This is a genomic window from Thalassoglobus sp., from assembly GCF_048270125.1.
Taxonomy (GTDB): Bacteria; Planctomycetota; Planctomycetia; order Planctomycetales; family Planctomycetaceae; genus Thalassoglobus.
In genome coordinates this window covers 24,904-45,256 of record NZ_JBLWTN010000016.1, presented here as the reverse complement: position 1 = coordinate 45,256, position 20,353 = coordinate 24,904, and the positions used below count along the sequence as shown (strand labels likewise).

At 49.4% G+C, this 20,353-nt stretch carries 16 protein-coding genes; 10 read left to right on the top strand and 6 right to left on the bottom strand.

Annotation, left to right across the window (positions count from 1 at the left end; translation table 11 throughout):
- Nucleotides 1-100: 100 nt before the first annotated feature.
- Both ACN0YR_RS16615 and ACN0YR_RS16610 read right to left on the bottom strand, forming a co-directional pair.
- Nucleotides 101-1,963, bottom strand: a complete 1,863-nt coding sequence (locus ACN0YR_RS16615; RefSeq protein WP_417850356.1) for a cation:proton antiporter — start codon at nucleotides 1,961-1,963, stop codon at nucleotides 101-103.
- Nucleotides 1,964-2,672: 709 nt separating this feature from the next.
- On the bottom strand, nucleotides 2,673-3,587 hold the full coding sequence (locus ACN0YR_RS16610) for a tetratricopeptide repeat protein (protein WP_417850355.1): 915 nt from the start codon (nucleotides 3,585-3,587) through the stop codon (nucleotides 2,673-2,675).
- 142 nt (nucleotides 3,588-3,729) lie between these two features.
- Here ACN0YR_RS16610 and ACN0YR_RS16605 point away from each other — a divergent pair, with 142 nt between their 5' ends.
- Both ACN0YR_RS16605 and ACN0YR_RS16600 read left to right on the top strand, forming a co-directional pair.
- Nucleotides 3,730-3,906: a hypothetical protein gene (locus ACN0YR_RS16605; protein ID WP_417850354.1), complete on the top strand. Its 177-nt coding sequence runs from the start codon at nucleotides 3,730-3,732 to the stop codon at nucleotides 3,904-3,906.
- Nucleotides 3,903-4,256 carry a hypothetical protein gene (locus ACN0YR_RS16600; RefSeq protein ID WP_417850353.1) on the top strand — a complete coding sequence of 118 codons (354 nt, stop codon included), beginning with the start codon at nucleotides 3,903-3,905 and terminating at the stop codon, nucleotides 4,254-4,256. The genes ACN0YR_RS16605 and ACN0YR_RS16600 overlap by 4 nt, the downstream gene beginning before the upstream one ends.
- Nucleotides 4,257-4,268: 12 nt before the next feature.
- Here the strand turns inward: ACN0YR_RS16600 and ACN0YR_RS16595 are convergent, their stop codons facing one another.
- Nucleotides 4,269-4,862, bottom strand: coding sequence for a methylated-DNA--[protein]-cysteine S-methyltransferase (locus ACN0YR_RS16595; protein WP_417850352.1), 594 nt, complete (start codon nucleotides 4,860-4,862; stop codon nucleotides 4,269-4,271).
- 126 nt (nucleotides 4,863-4,988) lie between these two features.
- Here ACN0YR_RS16595 and ACN0YR_RS16590 point away from each other — a divergent pair, with 126 nt between their 5' ends.
- From ACN0YR_RS16590 to ACN0YR_RS16575, 4 genes are all read left to right on the top strand, one after another.
- Complete coding sequence (locus ACN0YR_RS16590) at nucleotides 4,989-5,732, top strand: hypothetical protein (protein ID WP_417850351.1); 744 nt, start codon at nucleotides 4,989-4,991, stop codon at nucleotides 5,730-5,732.
- Nucleotides 5,733-6,000: 268 nt separating this feature from the next.
- On the top strand, nucleotides 6,001-8,373 hold the full coding sequence (locus ACN0YR_RS16585; RefSeq protein ID WP_417850350.1) for a DNA gyrase/topoisomerase IV subunit A: 2,373 nt from the start codon (nucleotides 6,001-6,003) through the stop codon (nucleotides 8,371-8,373).
- A 271-nt stretch (nucleotides 8,374-8,644) separates the two neighbouring features.
- Nucleotides 8,645-9,025, top strand: a complete 381-nt coding sequence (gene panD, locus ACN0YR_RS16580; RefSeq protein WP_417850349.1) for an aspartate 1-decarboxylase — start codon at nucleotides 8,645-8,647, stop codon at nucleotides 9,023-9,025.
- Nucleotides 9,026-9,264: 239 nt separating this feature from the next.
- Nucleotides 9,265-9,615, top strand: a complete 351-nt coding sequence (locus tag ACN0YR_RS16575; RefSeq protein WP_417850348.1) for a hypothetical protein — start codon at nucleotides 9,265-9,267, stop codon at nucleotides 9,613-9,615.
- A gap of 30 nt (nucleotides 9,616-9,645) precedes the next feature.
- Here the strand turns inward: ACN0YR_RS16575 and ACN0YR_RS16570 are convergent, their stop codons facing one another.
- A complete protein-coding gene (locus tag ACN0YR_RS16570; RefSeq protein WP_417850347.1) occupies nucleotides 9,646-10,623 on the bottom strand; it encodes a YqjF family protein in 978 nt (325 codons plus the stop codon).
- Nucleotides 10,624-10,901: 278 nt separating this feature from the next.
- On the opposite strand from ACN0YR_RS16570, the gene ACN0YR_RS16565 reads away from it, so the two are divergent.
- Nucleotides 10,902-13,127: an alpha-amylase/4-alpha-glucanotransferase domain-containing protein gene (locus ACN0YR_RS16565; RefSeq protein ID WP_417850346.1), complete on the top strand. Its 2,226-nt coding sequence runs from the start codon at nucleotides 10,902-10,904 to the stop codon at nucleotides 13,125-13,127.
- Nucleotides 13,128-13,478: 351 nt separating this feature from the next.
- On the opposite strand, the gene ACN0YR_RS16560 is transcribed toward ACN0YR_RS16565, so the two are convergent.
- Both ACN0YR_RS16560 and ACN0YR_RS16555 read right to left on the bottom strand, forming a co-directional pair.
- Nucleotides 13,479-15,569, bottom strand: coding sequence for a carboxy terminal-processing peptidase (locus ACN0YR_RS16560; protein ID WP_417850345.1), 2,091 nt, complete (start codon nucleotides 15,567-15,569; stop codon nucleotides 13,479-13,481).
- 251 nt (nucleotides 15,570-15,820) lie between these two features.
- Complete coding sequence (locus ACN0YR_RS16555) at nucleotides 15,821-17,362, bottom strand: GTPase (protein WP_417850344.1); 1,542 nt, start codon at nucleotides 17,360-17,362, stop codon at nucleotides 15,821-15,823.
- A 157-nt stretch (nucleotides 17,363-17,519) separates the two neighbouring features.
- Here ACN0YR_RS16555 and msrA point away from each other — a divergent pair, with 157 nt between their 5' ends.
- The 3 genes from msrA to ACN0YR_RS16540 are packed head-to-tail and all read left to right on the top strand — an operon-like array spanning nucleotide 17,520 to nucleotide 20,283.
- Nucleotides 17,520-18,044, top strand: a complete 525-nt coding sequence (msrA, locus tag ACN0YR_RS16550; protein WP_417850343.1) for a peptide-methionine (S)-S-oxide reductase MsrA — start codon at nucleotides 17,520-17,522, stop codon at nucleotides 18,042-18,044.
- A 45-nt stretch (nucleotides 18,045-18,089) separates the two neighbouring features.
- Complete coding sequence (locus ACN0YR_RS16545) at nucleotides 18,090-19,883, top strand: carbamoyltransferase (protein WP_417850342.1); 1,794 nt, start codon at nucleotides 18,090-18,092, stop codon at nucleotides 19,881-19,883.
- Nucleotides 19,867-20,283 (top strand): SxtJ family membrane protein, encoded by a 417-nt coding sequence (locus tag ACN0YR_RS16540; RefSeq protein ID WP_417850341.1) that lies wholly within the window; start codon nucleotides 19,867-19,869, stop codon nucleotides 20,281-20,283. The genes ACN0YR_RS16545 and ACN0YR_RS16540 overlap by 17 nt, the downstream gene beginning before the upstream one ends.
- Nucleotides 20,284-20,353: the final 70 nt, after the last annotated feature.

Here is a 20,353-nt window from a genome sequence, read left to right as displayed (position 1 = left end):
TGTCTCGTGTGTACAGCGTTTTCCCTGATGAAAGGCGGTTTTCAGGGACCGAATCAACATCAGTCTGGTCAAGTATTTTTATAGCAGTTTCAAAAAGGCTCTAAATTGAACCTTCGACTGGGGCGGACGTTGTCTCATTTGCTCCGTTGGGCTGGTCCTGAAGGTGACCTTCGGGTTCGTCAACAAGTGCGATGACTGTTTGACCTGCCTTCGGAGAGTGTTGTTCTGTATCAAGAACGGTCAACTTTCGATTCTGTGAGATGAAGAGTGGGACTGCTGTTCCACCGTAAGCTTCCTGAAAGTTTTCAAATGTGAACTCAGGGGTCAGCTTCGTCACCTTGATGACCGCTCCGGAATCGATTCGGTCACTCAGTCTTTGATAGCTGAATTCGTCACCAAAAAGAAATCTCGCACGCAGGTAAGAGGTTGAGTTTTCCTGCTTTTCAGCACGCCGCCAAGGGGTCAGCTGAAAGACATTTGCTCGCCCAAAGAGTCCTGAAAATTGCATTGCCCCCATCGAATTGACTTCATCGTTCTGAGTCAATGCGATGAGTCGCCCAATCCCGCCGAGATCGAGTTCGTTGACCGCGTTTTCATTGAGGATATCTTTGCTGGAAGTTCGCAAGCCCTCCATCCTGGCTGTCGAAATGTTCCAGCGATTCGTGTCGACTAACATGACTGGGTAATTCGCTTCTTTGATTGCATGACCAATCGCTCTTGCGAGTTCATTTGCTCCCAGAATCAGCACTCCTTGTGGATCAGAGGACGCCAAGCCGAGGTAACGCGCCAATGGAAACGCAGTGAGCCCATAGACGACGACGGTTCCGACGATCAATAAAAATGTGGCTGGGACGAGCCCTTTTCCATCGGGGCCAAGATGAATGGCGAAAACCGAGGCAACGGCTGCAGCGACGATTCCACGTGGTGCGAGCCAACTTAAAAACAGCTTCTCTTTGTTCGTCAGGTTCGATTTCCATGTCGAAATGAAAATCGAAGCAGGCCGCACAAGAATGATCATAAACACGACAAAAGCTGGCCCTCGCCAACCGAGTTCCGCAAAGGAACTAATCGGAACACGCGCTGCGAGTAAAATGAACAACCCGGAAATCAGCAATAGGCTCAAGCTCTCCTTGAACTCGATGATATGTTTAAGAGTCACCCCCGAGTTGGCCACCATCACTCCCATCAGCGTGACGGCGACAAGCCCCGATTCTTCTTGTAAAATGTTTGAAACGGCAAACGAAAGCAGGACGAACAACATCGCGACCAATGCTTCCAGGTGATCCGGAATTGCATGTCGTTTCAGGAAGAAGATCAACAACAACGCTGCCAGTGCTCCGGAGCCGCCGCCGTAAAGAATCGTCCAGAACAAATTCTCCAAAGCGATCATTGTTCCTTCGTTGACTCCGGTATCAAGAAACGCACGGTGTGCTTCGAATACCAGAACCGCGAGTACAGCGCCGATTGGATCGATGACAATCCCTTCCCAACGTGCGATGGCTCCGACCTGCCCGGTCGGTCGGATTTGACGCAGGATGGGACCAATCACTGTTGGACCTGTCACGACAAGTATCGCACCAAGCAAAACAGAATTCGGACCTGTAAATCCAAGGATGATGTAGGCGCCCAATGCGCCGAGTATCCAGGTCACCAGCACGCCGATTGTCAGTAAGTAGCTGAGGACAGAACCAATTTCCTTCAGGTCAGAAAGCTTGAGTGAGAGACTCCCCTCAAACAGAATGATGGCGACGCTCATCGAGACAAATGGGAAGAGAGTCTCTCCCAGAAGCTTGTCGGGATTCACCAAATGAAAGACTGGCCCAGCCAGGAAACCTGCTCCCAACAACAACAAAATCGATGGAAGTCGAATCCGCCATGAGAGCCATTGCGCTCCCGTTCCGAAGACGAAGATACTGGTCAGTGCAATGAGTGCAGCATGTTTTTCGAAAATATGTTCAAGCACGTTCGTTCTATTCGGTTCTGTTCAAATTTGGCTGTGTAATTCTCTACGATTCATCTTCGCCTGCTATTGAAATCAGGAACTCAATGATTCGTAGGGTACTGAATTCTAAAGGATTTGTTTAGCAGGAAGCCTAAACTGGCCCCTCTCTTTTTGGAACTGACAAGGGCACGTAAAGTATTCCAAAAAAAGGGTTTACCAGCATTGATAAACAGAGAGAGACCTCGGGATTTTAATGATTTCGCATGAATATCGCCCTCTTGTTTTCGAAACTCGAAAACTTGGAGCTGGTAACTGACGCATTGTAAATGACGATTTTTGTCTCGGTTTTGGAGTTGTTTTTCTTCGATTTCAGTAATCACCTGGCAACTGTTCGAAATCTTCGCTCACAAGTTCGAACACTTTCGGGGTCGTGTGCTCGCTAGAGCCTCTTTCGCATTGGTTTGCAGGCTCTGCCTCGTGGCGATCAGCATTTTTACCGGAGAAATGCGTTCTTCATGGGCAAACGGTAGAGCAAACTGCTCTAAGAGTGCTTTTCTTCTGTTGAATCACTCATACTCACAAAACAGGATACGTGATTTTTTATCGGAAAATCGATGATGCATATTTCTCACAATCGATTTCGTTCGGTTGTTAGAAAGAGAGGTTTCTCGAAGGAGACGGAGCTGTCGAACCGAGTCGGCAATAGCAAGTGCTCAACTTCCAGGAAGACTTATTGCCAGAGAGATTCCGCGGCAGTCACGACGCGAGCGTCACGCTGATCTATCGCTCGGGTCCAGGCGGTCCGACGTTCGCGGATTTTTTCCAGCCCGGTTGTGTAACACGTTTTGTGTTCCAACTTCAAAGCATCGAGCACGTATTGCTCGGCGATGTCATATTCCTGCCTGCGGGCAGCTGCAATGGAGAGGTTAAACATTGCAGCATGATTTTTTGGGTTCTGTTGAATGGCTTGAGTCCAGTGATTCTCTGCCCCGTTCCAGTCCCCTTTTTCTACTGCCTTCAAACCTTTCCTCACAGACGCGGACCCTTTTGTCCAGAAGTCGCAACTTGCGAATTTCATTTCACAAGCCGTTTCGTGAGGAGCCAGCATTTTCACGACTTCGTCCAGGCACTGACCTGTGAGCATCTGGAGGACTTCCCCTTGCGTCGGAAGATTGCCCTGGTCGTTCACCTGCTCACCCTGATAATTTTTTGAAACCTGTTTGGCTGCTCGAATCTCGCCCGTTTCAACATCGACGAGGCGGAATGCGATGGTCACGCTCCCCTCTCTTCTCACGACCTGATTAAAGTCAATGTCGATTGTACTGTTCGCTTGAGGCGAATTGTTCTCGGAATCGGCTTGGTTGAAAATGTCCACGTCGATGTCTGTGGCACCGAGGATGAGATCATCACATCGATATTCGATGATGTTGCCTACTATGACACCGTCGACGTTAGCTTGATGGGCAGCAGCGAGAACTCCCTGAAGTGAACTCCCTTCAGAGTAACTTGCTGTTTGAATTTCTGAAGTGAGTTCAGATCGGTCGACAACCGTGTAGAATCGATTTTCCCAAAGCCGGTTAGAAAGGACAGCTGCGATGGCTTCCCCCTGTTCACCGGAGAAGTCAGCGACGGCAATCCGATTCATTCCGGCAACGTCAATTTCAGCAGGTTCCAAGCAGGTCACAACCGCGGTATGAGCGCAGCCTGTGAAGGAACAGAGTAAGATGCAAAAAATTGCCGAACGCATTCGGTTAATGCCAGTTTCAGAATAAAAATGAGATCGAAACGTGCAGACGGATTACGGTGTCGTCTTCTTCGGAGATATTTCATATGAGGAAAAAGTGATGAATCTCCGAGCATTTTCGAGTGCCAGTAGTACGGCTTATATCGGACGATTTCCGGTCGTTGCAATCTGTTTAATGATGCGAATTCGTAAAGATTTCACCAATATGAACGCCAAATGAACACTGCTTCTGACCAAAATCGACCTCAAGTGAACCGACTTTTAGTTGGGATCATTGCCGTGTTTTGCCTCATTGCAGGGGCGATCATTTCGTTGAATTACCCCGAAGAGAGCTTCTGGGGAGGGAGCTTTGTTCGAGTTGGATTGCTGATGGCGGCGTTCTGGTACGCAGCTCCAACAAAAGGAAGAGCAGCAGCCTGGGCGGACGTTTCTCCCTGGACGATCGTGGGAGTTGCAGCGTTGTTACTGCTCATCGTTCGACGGCCACGCATTTTAATCCCCTTTGGAGTGGCCCTTTTCGTCTTAAGTTTCATCGTTCCGAAACTGCTGGGAACACCTCGTAAGCGATGAGCACAAATGGACTTACGAAGTCTTTCCGAAGTCCAGTGACAGCTGAGCTTGATCGTCTTCCAGTTTGAGCAAACGTCGCTTCATCGTCAGACCTTGTGGAGCGGAGAATCCTCCCAACTTCCCGCCAGAGCCGACAACGCGATGGCATGGGATGATGAGCGGCACGCAGTTTTTCGCCATTTGGTTTCCAACTGCGCGGGCTGCCCCCGCTGAACCTGCACGTGCAGCGAGTTCAGCATAAGTCACAGTTTGTCCATATCCGACTTTCAAAAGTGCCCGAATCACTTTTTGCTGAAATGGTGTTCGTCTCCCCAGCGAAGTTGGGATTTTCGAAAGATCGACAGATTCTCCAGATGCAAAAGCGATCAGCAATTTTTGCGAGTTTTTCCACCATTTCGGGGGTGTACTGTTGGATAGTTCATACTGTTCGGAGATCAGTTCCAGAACCTCTTCTTCTGCAGGGTGTCCAAAGTGGAGGCGTTCAATTCCTTCAGGGTTCATGACAACACCAAACCAACCCAACTCAGACGGAAACGTCACCATTGATTGACATTGGATCGAACGCTGCTGATCGGTAGGAGTCGCTTGTCGTGTCAAAGTTGCCATGATTTCGCCTCTTTTGATTGTTGCCTTGTCTCACGATAGAATACCGTGTTCCCCACGATCTATGCCATTCACACAACCTGCAACCACCAAGTTCACATCGTCTCTTGGTGAGCGACGGGAGAATTCATGAACATTTATGATTCACTTTCCGACGATTATTTCGTCAATATGAATCTCTACACTGAAATGCCTCTCCCCTCTCAACGAGAAACTGTTCTCGAATTCTTCGGACGTTTTCAAAAGTCGTATCCCTCGATGAGAAACTTCTACACCCGCGACAACGGAGCGTTCGTGCTGGAAGAAGACAAGGATCAGCCGAGTTACCGTTGGGTCAACATCGAAGAACGGCGAATCTGTAGTAGCTGCGTGAATCCGACCACGATTGAAGATGCCGTTCCACAGCACGCGTTAGCACTCGAGCTTGCTCCATATATGTTGTCTGTGAGTCCACTGGATTGCGAAGCTCTCGACTTTCTCATCGGGTTCGATTTCCTTTACCGAGGCAATCATGACGAGTTGGTCGCAGAAGCACTTGGAATGGGACCGGCGTTCGATGGAGTTCTCGGCATCGAAGGGGCACGTCCACTCAATTTTGAGCCATCGATCACCATGGCGCTGACGGACGATTGTCGCCGACAGGCTCGGCTGATGATCGAGACTCGGACGAACGCCTATCAGGTCCGCCGTGAGGACTACACAGAAGAACCGATCAGCGTTTATTTTACGATTCGCCAATACGGGAGTTTGCCGCACAATGGAAGCTTTGTCGAAACACTCGATGAACTTCGCCATGACTGTGAACGGCTTCTCGAAAAGCATGTCATCGAACAAGTCCTCCGTCCGTTGCACCTCGCAATTTCGCAAAAGTGATGCGACTTTCGGTGATGAGCAGTCGCATCTCAGGCATCTCTTTGTTGCTGTTCCCCACCAGATTCGCTATCACAGCAACTTGCCGGATTTGCTCCGAAATTTCGGAAATCGCAGTCGTACGCGAGACCGTGCACACCGATATGAACACATAATTGCGTTCGCAACAGTTCTATGACCATTTCGGCGTTGCGTACGAATTTTCATTGAAATCATGACACTCATTTTTTGAATCGCATCGCGAGCAGCTAACGGAAAGAAGGAGAAGAGAGTGGCCGCAAGGAATGGAGCCACCGCCGAATCAAACGGAGACGGCGATGCTGATCAATTACAGTTTGTATCCATCAGTGATGAAACGCGTCGTCGATATCTGAACTACGCGATGTCGGTCATCATGTCGCGCGCGCTACCCGATGTGCGCGACGGTCTCAAGCCGGTACAGAGACGGATTCTGTACGTGATGTACAACGAACTGCGACTGACTCCGGATGCTAAGTTCGTCAAAAGCTCGCGAATTGTCGGGGATACCATCGGAAAATTTCACCCTCATGGTGATCAGGCGATTTACGATGCGTTGGTGAGACTCGCTCAGGATTTCACCTACCGGGAAACTCTAGTACATGGGCAAGGAAACTTCGGAAACGTGATGGGGTTGCCCGCGGCGGCATCTCGATACACCGAAGCGAAACTAATGCCTATCGCTGAACGGTTGATGTCGGAATTGCGATACGACACCGTCGAAATGCGTCCGACATACGATGCCTCCCGTACTGAACCGGTCGTGTTGCCGTCGCAGTATCCAAACCTGTTGGTGAACGGCACTCAGGGAATCGCTGTCGGAATGGCGACAAACATTCCGACTCACAACCTGAGCGAAGTGATCAAAGCAGCGACGTATTTAATCGACCATCCTGACGCGACGGTTGCCCAACTTCGAAGGTATATCAAAGGTCCCGATTTCCCACTTGGTGGGCGAATTGTGACCGATGCAAAAGAACTCAAAGAGATTTACAGCGAAGGTCGCGGAAGTATCAAAGTCCGTGCGGAATGGAGGTTCGACAAAGAGAAACGCAAAGAGATCCAGAATCGACTGGTGATTTACTCGATTCCTTATGGTGTTGAAACGGGCGGTCTCGTCAACTCGCTGGGCGATATTCGTGACTCCCGAAAACTTCCTCAACTTGTCGAAGTTGCCGATGAATCAGATGGCGAACATGGTTTGCGAATCGTTCTGCATATTAAGAACGGGACCGATCCCGAAACCGTGATGTCCTATCTCTATAAGCATACCCGGTTGGAAGAAAACTTTGCGTACAACGCAACGTGTCTCGTCCCGGATGAGCATGGCGCGCTGCTGCCTCAACGCTGCTCCCTGTTGGAATTGCTGCAGCATTTTCTCGATTTCCGCTTCGACACGGTTCGCAAACGTTTCGAGTATTTGCTCGCTCAACTGGAAAAACGAATTCATATCCTCAACGGGTTTGTCATCGTTTTCGATGGACTGGAAAGAGCGCTCAAAATCATCCGTAAGAGTTCCGGAAAGCAGGACGCTTGCCAGAAACTGATCAAAGAGTTTCCGCTTGACGAAGAGCAGGCGACTGCGATTCTCGAACTCCAGTTGTATCGTATTTCCTCTCTCGAGATTGGCCGCATCCGAGAAGAACTCGAAGAGAAAGAAACCGAAGCAAATCGAATTCGTAAAATCCTTGGATCAAACAAACGGCTCTGGAAAGAAGTTCAGAACGAACTGAACGAAATCGAAAAGAACTTCGGGAACAAACGCCGAACCGCAATTGGCTCGTCTGAAGAAATCGGCGAATTCGATCCGCAGGCGTACATCGTGCGAGAAAACACCAACATTGTCCTCACCGCTGAAGGTTGGATCCGGCGACTTGGGAAAATCTCGAGCATTAAAAAATTGCGAGTGCGTGAAGGGGACGAAGTGATCGGGATCTATCCGACCTCGACCTTGGAGCACATGATTCTTTTTTCCAGCGATGGAACTGCGTACACATTGCCAGCGGACCAGATTCCCCCCTCGACCGGTTACGGAGAACCACTGGCCAAGCACATCAAGCAGAGCGATGGATCGGCGATCATCACAGCACTTTCGACCGACCCCAGATTTACTCCTGAAGACATCGAGTACGAAGACTATCCCCCTGAGCCGTATCTCTTTATTGCCACTGCGCAAGGACAAGTGATGCGGTTGTCGCTCTCTTCATTCAGAACAGCCTCGACGAAAAATGGGCGGAAGTATTGTCGTCTCGCCAAAGGAGATCGCGTGATTCATGTTGAAATCATGGGCGAAGAGGATACCGTTTTCCTGATTTCTAAAGCTGCTCGGTTAATCCATTTTTCGGTCGCAGATGTTCCGATTCTCAATGGTGCTGGAAAAGGTGTTCGTGGCTTAAAACTTTCTGATCCAGATGACATAGTTTTAGCTGCGAAGCGATTAACTCGTCCGGGAGATGTTCTCAAAGTAATCAATGAGAACGGAAAAGAACTCAGCTTCGGTCAACTGAAATACACCGTGACCGGCCGCGGCGGGAAAGGTGTGAAAACCAGTCAACGAACTGGAATTCAAGAAGTCGTTCGACCAGAAATCGAACTCGTCGACTGGTCAGAGATCGACGACAATTAAGAAGCTTGAAGATTTCATATCTCTTGAGGCTGATGCAAGTTGCTCTCCCGTTAGCCCGAGGACAACGGGTTTTGTAAATGAGAAATCGCCTGTTCACACGGCAGGTAGCGAATAAAATACACGAATACTGCTCTATAGTACCGACACAGAAACTCTCTCTGTCCTGAAAAAGACAATTCGATTCCTCGACTGGTACTCACTCCAACGCCACTTTACACTTTGCTTTCTAATTTTTCTGAATCCTGATCCTCAACTCCTAGTTTCTAAGTTCATGTTGCTGCAAATTCTCAAAGCGAAACTTCATATGGCAGCCGTCACTGAGACGGAACTGCATTACCATGGCAGCGTGACGATTGACCGCGATCTTATGGATGAGGTCGGTTTTCTGCCGTACGAAAAAGTGATGATCTCCAATTGCGAGTCCGGGATTCGTGCAGAAAGCTACATTATCCCCGGAGCACGTGGGTCAAAGGTGATCAAGATGAACGGGGCACTGGCCCACCTTGCCAGCGTACATGATCGCGTCATCCTGATGACGTTCGCGTCTCTAGAGCCTGAAGAAGTGGAGTCATTCGAACCGCAGGTGGCGATTCTCGACGAACAAAACAACATCATCGACCGATTTTCCGGCCAAGTTGCCGACGACGCCTGAGTACTTTTCTTTTCTGGCAGAGCCCAGGAGAATTGAGAAATTTTATAACCAGCCCGGATGCTTGTAGGATGGGCTCTTTTCATGTGTGTTTGAGAGCGTATTCTCGGGTTACAGGTTAGAGCCTTTTTGAAAATGATGTACGGGTTCTCTCTCGTGGTCTACAATTGATCCCGTGGTAAGAGACGTTCTTCACGGTAACAGAAACACGAACATGTTCGAGACAATTGGTGACTCTTCAAATGGCATTCAGAAAAACACTCGCTGTCACAGATGAGCCCACTCTGAGCAAGGCTCTCGAAGAAGAGTTGCGGACCTTCGTTGCGGTCATGGATGTGCGACGTCTCACTCGTTGCGGTGGTCATGCTTCTGATCCCGAACTCCAATCTTTCGAGCAAGCTGTCATTGGTGAGCAGGGTGAAGTGAACGTGGAAATTACAATTCTGTTCAATGATGGTGCTGCGCTTGATTGTTCCGGGCAATGTGGCGGGGAGGTTGTACAGCGGACTGAAAAGCTGCTTGTTACGATCGATCGCCAGACTGGAAAAGCTCGTTGGGAAACGACAGATCGCGTCATCAGCAGCGAAGATTGAAGCTGTGGGAAATCCAGCCGCTGATTTGAGTTAAATGCGATTCAATCCAAAAACTTCTACATCGACCCCTTCGGAATAGACAGCATGGTCAGGCTTGCGGCCAGGAAGTTCTAGCGGGTGAAGTCCTAGAATCTCCTCGCTGTATTCCGAATATTCAGCCGTTTGGATTTCATACGGCGTGTGATGAACCTGCCCGGTTGCGAGTTGTCCCATCTTGAGTTCGGTGAACAGTATGTATCGCTCGACGAGAAAGAAATCGAGAGTTCCCTCGACAGCCGTCGAGGCTGCCCCGGTTCCCCTGTATCGAAAATTGTGAGTTTGCTTTTTCGGATCACTGAAGCGGCGGCAGGAATATTTAATCCAGTTCGCCGAATCTTCTCTGGCGGTCAGCTTTCCCCAGAAGTAAGGAAGTCTGAAAAAAGTTTTCCCGAATTGAGCAGCGAGCCAGCGGTTCGCATCGAGTGAAAGAAACCAAACGCCGGGGAGACCATTTTCATCGTAAGCATAAGTTCGGACGTTCAGCTCCAGGAAGTTCGAAACATACGGAACAACCGGAGACCAAACTGGTCGAATGCTTCTCATATAAAACGGGACAACACCGACCCAGGCAGAGCCCTGATGAGTGTCGACCGTCAAGCCGGGAGGAAGCAGTTTCTGAATTTGGATGGGATCAAAACGCCAATGGAGAAACAGTAACTTCTGCCATGTCTGAAACATGACCGCCTTCTCATCTGGTCTTCGTTGCAACTGCTTCCGTTTTTCAAAGCTCGGTTGTACGACTGTCATAACTGAATGTGCTTTGTCGTCACCAGTGGAACAGGTGAGGTCTGTTGTTTGTGACAGTGAGAAACTTTCTCTCGCCTTCACTGCCGTTTTCGTTACCGGTTTTTCGTCGGAAATCAATTTGTCGATGGAATCGTCGACACGAGGCTGTTCTCGGATTTTCGGTTTCAAAAATGCTTGAGAACAATGATAGTTCGCTAACCGGGATTCAGGTTCCGAGTTCACAGGGATTTCGGGCTACTCGTCAAAAATTCTTTCCCCGGAGATTCTCGCTCTGGCTGATTCAAACGGAATGTGGGAACCATTTATTTGTGGTCGTTGTAATCTGCCAACCCTACGCAGCTTACCATTTCTTTGAGAAGCCTCAGCAACTTTAACGAGTCAATCAGATCGGTTTTAAGGAAATCAGACCTCCAGCGACGCTGACCATTCAACCCGATTTCAAAAAGTGTTATCACGAACACCACGACGTTTGTGTCGAGTCATTCGGAACGGAACCTGCCGTGGCTGAATGGCTTTTCTTCTCGAGTCATATTGGAATTGTGATGTCTCCTTCGTTACGGCTCATCTTCGCGGTCCATAATCATCAGCCGGTTGGCAATTTTGATGGTGTTTTTGAACAAGCGTGTCGGGAAGCTTACGAGCCGTTTTTGAATGTCATGGACGAGTTTCCTGATATCCCGATAACAATGCACATCTCGGGAAGCCTGCTCGAATGGCTCCAGGTCAATCGCACTGAATATCTGGATCGGATCAAAGAATTTGTTCGTCTGGGACAGTTGGAAATCCTAGGTGGTCCGTATTTCGAGCCGATTTTAGCATCCATTCCGAGCCGAGACCGGGTTGGACAGATTCGAGCTTACGTTCAGCACCTTGAACAGTTCTTCGATACGACCGTTCGCGGAATGTGGGTTCCTGAGCGAGTCTGGGAGCCATCCTTCACCAGCGACATTGTTGACGCAGGAGTCGAGTATACGATCCTTGACGATTCACACTTTCGCTGGGCAGGGTTTTCGGATGACAAACTGCACGGGTACTACCTGACCGAAAACGAAGGTCGCTTACTGAGCGTCTTTCCCGACGACGAAACATTGCGATACACTATCCCATGGTCTGATCCAGACGAGACGATTGAGTATCTGAAAAATCTCGCCGAGCGATTTCCCGGGACGATCGCTTCCTTTGGAGATGATGGAGAAAAATTCGGTTCCTGGCCGGGGACGCACTCTCACGTTTATGGTGAGAAGGATTGGTTACGACGTTTCTTTTCGACTCTTCAGGAAAACTCAGAGTGGCTGCAGGTGGTCACGATGGGACAAGCCGTTGACTCGGTCGCTCCGCTGGGGAAAGTCTATCTTCCAAACGCCAGTTACCGCGAAATGACAGAATGGGCATTGCCGACTGAGCAACAGCCGATCTATCAAGAGGCCCTGAAGTCTCTGCAACAGGGAGAGAACTGGGAACAGACGAAACCTTTTTTTCGAGCGGGACTGTGGCGGAACTTTCTGGTGAAGTACCCGGAAAGTAACGAGATGTATTGCCGGTCGCTGGAAGTCAGCGATCGTTTACAGAAACTTTCTGAAGAGCTGAAAGATTCGGATTCAAACAAGGCTCTGCAGGCTGCCCGCATGGAATTGTATCGCGGTCAGTGCAATTGTCCGTATTGGCACGGAGCGTTTGGAGGGTTGTATTTGCCTCACCTGCGAAACGCGATCTACAAACATTTGATCGCAGCAGACTCTATGGTTGAAACGCTTCAAGGGCGAAGTGGCCGCTGGGTAGATGTCGCTGTTCAGGATTATAATCTCGATGGCCGCAAAGAAATTCGGTTGGCAGGCGATCGTTTCATTGCCTATTTCGCTCCGGCCCGGGGGGGGCATCTTTACGAATTTGATATTCGTGAGACGAAAACAAACCTGCTCAGCACCCTGAACCGGCGTCCTGAACCGTATCATCAAACCATTATTGACTCAGCCGGAATCCATGATGAAGTCGACGATATTGAATTCAACACGCACGATGGTCACCGATTCAAACAAGCGGATCTGGACAAACAGATCGCCTATGATCGCTGGCCGAGAAAAAGTTTAGTCGATCACTTCCTGCGTCCAGGAACGACATTTGAAGAATTCCAACACGGAAACGGAGAAATCGGCGACTTCCTTTTAGGAGTTTATGAAACTCGCACTCGCAAGTCTGCAAAACGTGTCGAAGTCATCATGTCTCGCAAAGGGCGGATTGGAGAGCATGTTGCAGAACTCCGAAAGACAATTAGTCTCGACACGAACAATTCGAGCCAAATTGAAATTCAATATGAACTGTCTGGGTTACCTGTCGGAGAAGAGATTCACTTTGCTGTGGAGTTCAACTTCGCAGGAATGGCTGCCGGTCAGCCGGATCGATACTTCTACGATTCCCGAGGGCAACAGGTAGGCCCGCTGGAGTCGATACTGGAACTCTCTTCCGGTGATCGTATCGGATTGGCAGATGAGTGGCTCGGAATCGATGTCGCTCTTGAATTTTCGACCCCAGCTGAAGTCTGGACTTTTCCGATTCAGACCGTCAGCCAAAGCGAAGGTGGCTTTGAACTTGTTCACCAGAGCAGCACGGTCGTCCCATTCTGGAAATTTGTCGTCGACAACTCGCAAGCCTGGTCAAGCACCCTTCTGCTGAATGTTGATACCTCCGCCGCCTATGCCCGTTCCTTGTCGACCCTGTCGATGCATTAGAAGCATCCTTCGAATTGGTTTGCAGGATCTGCCTCGTGGCGAACAGCATTTTCACTAAAGAAATGCGTTCTTCACCGGCACACGGTAGAGCAAACTGCTCTAGAAGCATGTTTCATTTAGGTCCTCACAGTTTCCTGTTCAGATTCCGGTGAGTCACCGAGGGCGACAGGGAGCCCGAAAGCACGTCTCACGGACCTGAGATTCGCGAAAGTATTTCGAAAGCAGCCAGGGCATGAAACCTGTCAGCGCATAAAAAAACGCCACACAAATTCATGTGTGGCGTTTTTGTTTTTGAGTGCACTGGACCCAGCTTCGGAAGTCGTTGACTTCACTGGAATCATTCGGTCTCGACTAATTTGAGACCGTCAAATTTCCGTTTAAGGCTGCGACATAGTCGAGAGCGATGTTCAGTGCTTCATTATTATAGAAGTTTTCAGGGAAGATTGGATCATCCGCATCGGGATCTTTTTCTTCTTCATCAATCTTGTCTTCTTTGTTGGCTTTCTCATCTTCCTCTCGTTCTTTTCGAACAGTATCGGCGTTCAGAGAAATCTTTGTGCGAGTCTTGCGTTCCAGGTAGCGAGAGACCGCTCGTTCAACACGTTGGAAATCTTTGTCCTGACTCACTCGTGTTTCACTATTCTTTTGCAAGGCTGAAACCACTTGAGGATTGACGCTCGAAACTTGTGAGTACTTCGCCGAACGAATTTTGTCGAATGGCAAGGCGTTGTCGAGGAAAGACTCTCCCAAGTCCCAATGGTCAATCAGGGAAGGCAAGACGATGTCCGAGCGAACTCCGCGATTTTGTGTACTATCACCTTGGACCCGGTAGAACTGCTGGATCGTCAATTTCAGTTTTCCGCGATCACTTGGTGTAATGAGTCGGAAAGGCTGACGTGGAGAGACATCCATAAGATTCTGAACGGTCCCTTTTCCGTGCGTGGTTGTATCACCGATGATGATTCCGCGACGGTAATCTTTGATCACACCAGCGAAAATTTCAGAGGCTGAAGCAGACAGGCGATTACAAATGACCACGAGAGGTCCGTTGTACATCACGCCCGATTCTTCATCATCCAGAATCCGTACGTATCCACTCGGCTCTTTCACTTGGACAACAGGTCCACGGTCAATAAATTGACCAGAAATTTCAACGGCTTCGGTCAGTGCTCCACCACCGTTGTTTCGCAAATCAATGATCACAACATCGACTTGCTCGCGAGCGAATTGTCCGAGGACTTTCGCAACGTCAGCTCCTGCACTCTTGAAGTTCGCAACCCCACCAGAAGCACCTGCGAAATCACGGTAGAAGGATGGCAGGCTAATGACACCAACTCGACCGGGGCGACCGACTCGGTCAGCTGCTTCGATGATTTCGCCTTTGACTTCTGATTCTTTGAGTTCAATTTTCTTGCGAGTCAGCTGGATGATTTTGATTTTGCCATCTTCATCCGACTTCACTTGCAAGCGAACAATCGTTCCGCGAGGTCCGCGGATCATCCGAACGACTTCACTGAGTTTCATCTCGTAGATGTCTACAATTTCTCCTTCAGCTTGTCCGACACCGATGATTTTGTCTTTCACTTTCAGTCGACCATCGTCGGAAGCCGCACCACCGGGAACGATGGAAGCCACAACTGTGTAGCCGTCATCTCCTCGGAGAGCCGCTCCAATTCCGTCGAGACTCAGACGCATTTGAATCTCGAAGTCTTCCCAGCTTTGTGGAGACATGTATGACGAGTGTGGATCAAACACACTTGCCAGTGCCGTTAAATACATTTCCAACTGTTCGCCGGTTCCGTACTGGCTAACTGTCAGAAGCGTGTTTCGATAGCGTTTGTGAAGTCGTACTCTTGGATCGATATCGTCGGCTTCGTCTTTTTCTGCATCTGGATCTTTAGCAGCCTCTTCTGCGTTCAACTTAAACAGAAGGAGATCATGTTTGACTCGACGGCGCCAACGGTCATCGAGCTCCTCAGTTGACTTCGCCCAGGAAATCTTCTTTGGGTCGGTTTCCAGTTTCTCGTCAATGGTGAAATCGTGCTCTTTCTCAACCCACTCATTGGCGACTCCCATTTGGCGAGTCAGACGTTCTTTGTAGACCTCGAACAATTTGTACGCAAACGCGACATTTCCCTCTTTGAGTTCATCGTCGAGTTGAGTTCGGTATTTCTGGAATTCCTGAATATCTGAATCCAGAAAGTAGAGCTTCTGTGGGTCAAGGTCTTTGATAAAGCCATCAAGGAGTGCTCCCGAGACTTCATCATCAATCGATCGTCGAGAGAGGTGAAACTGTGGAATGATTTTAGAAACCAGAACCGCCGTTTCTCCATCAGCTGCGTCCGCAGACGAAAGCCTTTGAGCAAAAAAAGTAGTCAGTCCAAGAACTAACATTCCGGCAGCGGTGAAGCGTCTGATCCGCGAGAGATTCAGTAGAGACATAAGATTCGCCTGTAGAATTGCGACTATACCATCCTTGGGTGAAAAAAATCTCATTCTGCCTCGCGGCAGAACCTGTAAAGAATGAGAGAATTTCACCCGCGGGTACGATAATATCATTGCGAGTTATGCGGTCCGTCCATAGATCACATCATCGAAATGCTATCCCATCAGGCGATTCACAGCAAGACGCGGTTTTTCAGGAATTGAGAATTCGGGTCTTTTTGCGAGTTTCGGTGATTCACGAAGTTTGATCAAACTAACGGCTTAGGACGCTTCAGGCGTTCCTCAACCCACATTTGTACAACAGTTTTCCCCGACGTCTTCAGCTGATCGAACAGGACGGAAAGGCGATCCTGATCCAAATTCCTTTCATAGGCTTTCAGCAATGCGACTGATTTTCCTGCGTCTAGCTGGGTCAACAGTGCCGCCAGCAGGCCTTCGATATGGAACGTCCGATTGCGTGCGACGTCCGAGCAAACAGCGACTGTTTCCCTGGCGAAAGTCCCGAAGAGTTCCTGAGCAGATTCGATCGCTGCATGAATGCTTTCTTCCTTGGGGCGATTCGGGTTCTCCCAGTCATAAGGCGGATTCCATTCCATCATCGGACTTAATAAGTCAATATGTGTTAAGCATAAGACGACAGGGGGAATCTTGAGTTCAGGTCGAGATTTTGCATGATTTTGGATCGTCTGGAGAAGTTCGACATCAGCCGCTTTTCCCGGGGAATGGGCATCCGAAACCAGCAGAATGACATCAGCCTCTTGAATGGCCCGTTCCATTTCTTTGAACTCTGACTTCGATAATCCTGCATCAGCGTAGCCTGGCGTATCGAGAAAAGTCAGTGATTCTTTGGTGTCAGGAATCGGCAGGCGGTATCGGCTGACAGCTTTCGTACTTGGAAGGACGTCGACCACGGCCTCCTGCTTGCCGATGAGTGCATTGATCACGCTCGACTTGCCTGCCTTGACTTGCCCAACGACAGCCACAATCACCGAATCAGGTGCAATTGCAGATGGGTTTGCCAGAGACTCAACAGTTTGCGTCCCAAATGTCGCTCGGTAACGATCTGCCCCGCGACGTAATCTCCCGCTATTCATCTCGATGAGATAAAAACCGACCTGTCGAGTGAATCTCAAATAGACAGCTGCCAGAAATTCGGTCCGCAGTTCTTCCGCGATTGGCTGCAAGGTTGCTTTGGATGAGAGGTATTTTGCGATGTTCAGCGGATTCAAAAACAGGCTTGCCAGCCAGCCGACCTCACTGACACGCTTCGCCCATTTCGGAGCTTTCCCGAGATACTTCCATTGTTGAATCGTAATCAAATGGCTGCCGGGGACCGATTCATGAAACCAGATTTCCAGATCTTCAACTGCCAGTCGAATGGCAGCGAGAACTTCGACGACAGTCAGTGACGAGTACAGCTCTTTCCCTTTTGGGTGATAATATTTCCCGAGTGACCGTGCCAAGTCTTGAGATTGATGCAGGTAGAACTGAAGGTCTGTCAGTTCTTCAGGAGTGCATTCGTCAACCCGATTTTGATACTCTTCAACAATACGCAGTGCTTGTTCGTCCTTTTGTGTCCAGTGCTTTGGGATCTCATTCGGAAGCGGCCTGGGAGGTCTGGCAGGCCACAGTTTGGCTGTCAGGAATGCAACAATCCAACAACCAGGAATAATCCACCACGTCCAACGAAACAGGCCCGTTTCCCAGAGTGCGTAGCCTCCAAAGCCCACATAGACAAACACGGGTGAGATATAGAGAATTCCGAGGATAATTGAGCGGATTGAGACCATTGGACGTATGATGTTGAGCTTCAGATGATTTGTTGAAAGCTGCTAACGCTACTTCTGAAACGATTAGAGAGACTCGGATTTCTAAATCATGATCAGGTGTCGTTAGAGCACGTCAACTCTAGGAATGTTGTTTACAAGAAAACAGGGAAGGATCAAGATGGCTGTTGAGATTGCTACGTTTGGTTCGGGATGCTTCTGGTGTTCCGAAGCTGTCTATCAGACCGAAGAGAGCGTGCTGAAAGTGACTTCCGGTTACACGGGTGGGAATGTTCCGAACCCAACGTATGACCAAATCTGTACAGGAAACACCGGTCACGCAGAGGTCGTTCGCCTTGAGTTCGATTCGACAAAAATTACTTATGAAAAACTTGTGAAGCTCTTCTTTCAATCGCACGACCCAACGACACTGAATCGCCAGGGAAACGATGTTGGAACGCAATATCGATCGGTGATTTACTATCACTCCCCCGAACAAAAAGAGATCGCAGAGCAGGTCAAGGCAGAGCTAGAGGCAGCCGGGAAGTATTCAAGTCCCATTGTCACAGACATCGAACCGGCCCCAGAGTTCTACCCAGCTGAAGATTACCATCAGGATTTCTATTTACGGAATAAACGTCATCCGTATTGTGCGAACATTATTACTCCCAAGTTGGAAAAGTTGGCAGAGGCACCACCGAAGTGACGGAGCTTTGAGTCGGACCGTTTCGTCATTGAGACATCGCCCAACATGACAGCAATTCTTGGTATTTCCGCATTCTATCATGATTCTGCGGCTGCGCTGATTGTCGATGGGAACATTGTCGCCGCAGCACAAGAGGAACGGTTCACGAGAAACAAACACGACGCCAGCTTTCCTGAAAAGGCGATTGAATATTGCCTCTCCGAAGCTGGGATCTCTGTCGACGAACTAGACTATGTTGGCTTTTACGACAAGCCACTGTTGAAGTTCGACCGATTGCTGCAAACGTATCTGGCGTTTGCTCCGCGAGGTTTCTGGTCCTTTGCACATACAATCCCTCAATGGCTTAAACAGAAAACACACCTGCGCCGCGAACTGCGCAAGGGGCTTGGTGGGAAGTATCGAAAGAGGTTCGTTTTCTCGGAGCACCATGAATCCCATGCCGCGAGTGCGTTCTTTCCCTCACCGTTTGACTCCGCAGCAATTCTTACGATTGATGGTGTTGGCGAGTGGTCTACTGTCACGTTTGGGACCGGAAACGGGAATCGGATTGAACTGACTCATGAACTCCGTTTCCCGCATTCGTTGGGGCTGCTTTATACCGCAATGACCTATTACTGCGGATTTGAAGTGAATGGTGGAGAGTACAAATTGATGGGCTTGGCCCCATATGGAGAACCGGTCTATGCCGATTTGATTCGTTCGAATTTGCTCGACATGAAATCTGACGGCTCTTTTCGAATGAACATGGATTACTTCGCATACTGTCACGGGCTGACAATGACGTCGAAGAAATTCCATCGTCTTTTTGGCGGATCTCCGCGTCGACCGGAGTCAGAATTGACTCAGCGAGAGATGAACCTCGCAGCTTCCATTCAAGTCGTCACCGAAGAGTTAATCCTGCGAATGGTGGAGCATGTCTCTCAAGTCACCGGGATGCGGAACCTTTGCCTTGCGGGAGGAGTGGCCCTGAACTGCGTGGCAAATGGTCGAATTCATCGCGAAGGTCCGTTCGAAAACATCTGGATTCAGCCGGCAGCGGGCGATGCCGGAGGAGCCTTGGGGACCGCACTTTTGATCTGGCACCAGTTGCTGAAAAAAACGAGAGAAGCTCCAACAATTTCAACTCAAAAAAACTCGGCATTTGGCCCGGAGTCTCAGCAATCGGAGGTCATTGAATTTCTTAAACAGGAGCAGGCTGTTTACGAAATCGAAGACGATGAAGACGAACTTTGCAGGCGAGTCGCGGCGTTCATCGCTGAAGGAAAAGTCATTGGGTGGATGCAGGGTCGAATGGAGTACGGCCCCAGAGCTTTGGGGAATCGCAGCATTCTTGGTGACCCACGGAACCCGGAGATGCAAAAGCGAATAAATCTCAAAATTAAATTTCGAGAATCATTTAGACCGTTCGCTCCAGCTGTTCGTCTGGAGAATGTGCATGAATATTTCGAAATGGAGCCGGGCCAATCGAGTCCGTACATGCTCATCGTCACGAATGTTCAACAGTCCAAAAGGATCGAAGTCAACTCCACTGCGACAGGTCTGGAGAAGTTGGAACAAGTCCGTTCGGTCATTCCAGCTGTGACTCACGTCGATCACTCCGCGCGCATCCAGACAGTCTCTGCCGAACAGAATCGGCTGTTCCATAAACTCCTCGCAGAATTTCATCAGCAAACGAATTGCCCAGTTCTGGTGAACACCAGCTTCAACTTGCGGGATGAACCAATCGTTTGCACCCCTCAAGATGCTTACCGTTGTTTTCTGTCGACGGGCATGGATATTCTTGTGATGGGAAACGTCATTTTATTCAGGGAACAGCAACATCATGCAGAAATTCTCTGAGAGTCTTCACACCACTGGACCGAAGTTGCGGGCTTTTGCTTGTGTGCAATTTCTCTTTTTCGTCGTCGCCGCATTTGTGCTCTGGCAGCGGGGAATCTCAAAGGAACTGTTGATTGCGATCTGCGTCGGCTCGCTCGCTGTGGGATGTCTCGGACTGGTTGCACCGACTGCGATAAGACCAGCCTACCGACTCTGGATGCTTCTCGTCTTTCCGATCGGGTTCCTGATCTCGCACCTGTTGCTGGCATTTGTTTACTATTTCGTGATAACGCCAATCGGGTTATGGAGAGTCCATTCAACCGGAGATCCTTTACAGAGAGAGTTGAATCCCGACGCATCGACATACTGGGAAAAACGCAAACCCGCCCCCGCGCCAGAAACTTACTTCCGGCAGTTTTAGAGCAGATTGCTCTACCGTGTGCCCGTGAAGAACGCATTTCTCTAGAAAAAATGCTGTTCGCCACGAGGCA